Consider the following 3,652-nt stretch of genomic DNA (forward strand, 5'->3'; position numbering starts at 1 on the left):
TTCTTTGCAGTCGCAGTTTATGTCGAGCGTGGCGGCGGGAGGCGCAGGTTTCCTTCGGTTTTCCATGATTTCACTCCAGATAACTACGGTTCCGTCGACCTCAGCAAGTCGAAGGAGCCAACATGCGAACACGATCATCACTGCCGTTTCGGACTGCCCCGCTCAGGGTCGAAGACCCGCCCAGTCACGGCGCTCTTCTCACCGCATTCCTCTCCTCTCTGTCCCTCGACGAGAAGTCAGGCTGTGCGGTTCTGTATGGCGCGGCGGTCCGCCATTTCCTGCATTGGCTGGAGCGGCATAGGACCGCGATCCGCACGATTGACGATCAGGCTGTCCGGCGGTTCGAGAAGCATCGGTGCCGGTGCCACCGGTATTCGGCGCAGCAAGCGCACTACAAGGCTGACCAAGCAGCAAGGGTCAGGCGCTTCGTCCGGTTCCTGGAAGATCAAGGCTACGTCGAAGTCGACGACGGGATCGACGATCTGCCACGGCACCTCGCTGACTATTCCGATGCGATCGATCGCCTGCAACTCGCCGAGGGCCCGGCGCAGTCCTATCGATCCGAGGCAGAGCATGTCGTGGCCTGGCTTCGTGTTACGCGACGCCAATGGATCGATATCGACGACACGATCATCGACGAGTACGCCGCGCATGATTGCCGATGCCCGGTCTGGCGCAAGCGGGGCCAGTTGGTCGCAACAGGCACCAAGCGGCGGGGGCGATGCGCACGGCACTTCGTCGAGTTCCTGCGAGGCCGGGGCGCCATCCCATTGGTTGAACCGGTGGCGGACGATAACCCGCACATGTCGGCTTACCTGGCATGGCTCAAGCAACACCGCGGCGCCACGGACGAGACGATCCGGCGCTACCGGACCGATATTAGACGGCTGATGCCAATGCTTGGCGAGCCTTCGCTATGGGATGCCGCCGGACTCAGGAGCGCATTCCAGCGACGAAGCAAGGAGACGCCGGGCTCGGTATCGCTGCTCGTCACGATAATGAGGAGCTACATCCGGTTTCTGGTCGTGCGTGGCGAGTGCCGGCCGGCATTGTTGCATGCAGTTCCATCTGTGCAGCGCTACCGCCTTTCGAAGCTGCCGCGCCACGTTGACCCGGCAACGATCGAGAGGATCATTGCGGCCTGTCCAACAGATCGTCCGGTGGAGGTCCGGGACAAGGCCATCATCCTCTTGCTCGCCAGACTTGGGCTGCGCGCTGGTGATATTCAGGACATGCGCCTTGAGGATATCGACTGGCGATCCGGCCACCTGACGGTCAAGGGCAAGACGCGCCGGCCGGACCGCCTGCCGTTGCCGCAGGATGTTGGCGACGCGATCCTGGCATATCTTGCGGCAGCCCGCCCGAAGGCCGTCGAAGAGCATCTGTTCCTGCGCGCACAAGCGCCGTTCCGGCCATTCCGCTCGTCCGCCGAGATCGCCGGCATCGTCGCCCGTACGCGCGACCGCGGTGGGATCGATGGGGTGCCGACCGGGTCGCACATATTCCGGCATTCGCTTGCCACCAACCTGCTGCGAGCGGGCGCAGGCCTGGAGTCCGTCGGGACCATCCTGCGTCACAGCTCGCCCGAGACCACTGCCATCTACGCCAAGGTCGATCTGCCGATGCTCATGAAGATCGCGCAGCCCTGGCCGGGAGAACAGTCATGCTGAACATGCACATTTCCAGATACGTCACGCTCCATCGCAGCTTGGGACGGAAGTTCTCCGAACAGGAACGCTTGCTGCACCTGTACGCCGCCTACGCCGGAGGATTCGGCGACCGACACATCCAAGTCCAGCGGGTCTACGACTGGTGCCACACGGCGAGTTCGCAAAATGTGGCCCGCCGTAGGTTCGACACCGTTCGCAACTTCAGCCGCTTTATCCAAGCCGATGATCCAGTTCACGAGGTTCCGCCTGCCGGTGTCTTCGGCCGGGGCAAGCGGCCACGCCCGACCCCGACCATCATCGAACCGGAACAGGTCCGGGCGATCATGACCGCGGCGTTGGACGTTGCGTCCCAAGACACGATCAGCCCATACACGTACCATTATTTGTTCGGCCTGCTGGCGGCGACAGGTCTCCGGATTTCCGAGGCCCTCGCTCTGCAATGCAACGATCTGGTCGAGGATGGCCTGATCGTCCGCAACGGCAAGTTCGGCAAGCAGCGGCTGATTACCCTGCAGCCATCGACCCGTCAGGCGCTCGAAGCATATCTCGCCACCCGGGCAAGGCTTGGCGCCACGGGCAATGACCTGTTCGTGACCATTCGGGGGAGAGCACCACACAAGGTGCGCGCCCACGTGGTGTTCGTCAGGCTGGCCCGGCAGCTCGGATACCGCGGACCGACCGGAACGGCCGGGATGCGGTTACACGACCTGCGGCACACTTTCGCTGTGCGTTCGCTTGAGTCGTGCCCGCGCGACAGGGAAGCCATCGCACACCACATGGCGACACTCAGCGTCTATCTGGGGCATGCGTCGGTCGCCAACACCTATTGGTATCTCGAGGCCACTCCGGTGCTGCTGCGCGATATCGCTGCCGCCAGCGAGCAACTTTACCGGGGAGAAGCGGCATGACGGCACTCGCTCCGCATCTCTCGATCTACCTGCGTGAACATCTGCCGCGCGAACGTGCTGTCAGTCCGCACACGGTGAAGACCTATGCCAACTGCTTCGTCCTCCTGGTCGAGTTCGCTGCCGATCGGCTGAAGCGTCGGCCGACCGATCTCGAGATCGAGGATCTCGGCACCGACATGATCATGGCCTTCCTTGACCATGTCGAGAACGGTCGCGGCAGCTGTGTTCGGACCCGCAATGGCAGGCTCGCCGCGATCCGGTCCTTCTTCCGCTACATCGAGTATCGTATTCCGGCCTGCCTGGATCAGGCCCTTCGCGTCAGATCGATCCCTACCAAGAAGACCGACAAGGCGCTGATCGACTACCTCGACCGGGCAGAGATCAAGGCTTTGCTCGATGCCCCGGATCCCCGGACACGCCTTGGCACCCGCGATCGCGCAATGCTGCATCTGGCCTATGCTGGCGGGCTGAGGGTGTCGGAACTCGTAACGCTACAACTGCGCGATTTCCCGGACCGCTCCCTGTCCACCGTGCACATCATGGGCAAGGGTCGGCGTGAACGGGTCCTTCCGCTCTGGAAAGAGACCCAGTTCGTATTGCGCGCGTGGCTTGCGATACGGCCCAAAGCGCAAGCTGCCGAGATATTCCTCAATGTCAACGGGCAGCCCATGACCCGCGACGGATTTGCGTTTCGTTTGGCCGAGCACGTCAAGACCGCGGCAACGAAGCAGCCGTCAATCCTTGGAAAGCGCGTAACACCGCACGTGCTGCGCCATTCCTGCGCAATGCACACGCTCGCGGCGACAGGGGACATTCGCAAAGTCGCATTGTGGCTCGGCCATGCCAGCATCCAGAGCACCGAGACCTATTTGCGCGCCGATCCCGAGGAGAAGCTGCAGATTCTCGCGGCGCACGGCGCACCTGCCATCAAGCCCGGGCGCTTCAAGCCGCCATCCGATGCCCTGATCACCATGCTCACCGACGTTCGAAGGCGAGCCTAGCCCGTCTCCGGACACCCCCCTGGCACTCACTTTATCTGGAGTGAAATCATGGAAAACCGAAGGAAACCTGCGC

The 3,652-nt window shown here is 62.7% G+C and carries 3 protein-coding genes; all 3 read left to right on the plus strand.

Features of this window, described 5'->3' with window-relative positions:
* Nucleotides 1–122: 122 nt before the first annotated feature.
* Genes DI606_RS19635 through DI606_RS19645 form a run of 3 tightly spaced genes read left to right on the plus strand, consistent with a single transcriptional unit; the run spans nt 123 to nt 3,579 of the window.
* Complete coding sequence (locus DI606_RS19635) at nt 123–1,670, plus strand: tyrosine-type recombinase/integrase (protein WP_063142273.1); 1,548 nt, start codon at nt 123–125, stop codon at nt 1,668–1,670.
* Entirely contained in the window at nt 1,664–2,578 is a 915-nt protein-coding gene (locus tag DI606_RS19640; RefSeq protein ID WP_063142271.1) for a tyrosine-type recombinase/integrase, read from the plus strand. The genes DI606_RS19635 and DI606_RS19640 overlap by 7 nt, the downstream gene beginning before the upstream one ends.
* Nucleotides 2,575–3,579, plus strand: coding sequence for a tyrosine-type recombinase/integrase (locus DI606_RS19645; protein WP_125999895.1), 1,005 nt, complete (start codon nt 2,575–2,577; stop codon nt 3,577–3,579). The genes DI606_RS19640 and DI606_RS19645 overlap by 4 nt, the downstream gene beginning before the upstream one ends.
* Nucleotides 3,580–3,652: the final 73 nt, after the last annotated feature.

Source organism: Sphingobium sp., assembly GCF_003248505.1.
Classification (GTDB): domain Bacteria; phylum Pseudomonadota; class Alphaproteobacteria; order Sphingomonadales; family Sphingomonadaceae; genus Sphingobium.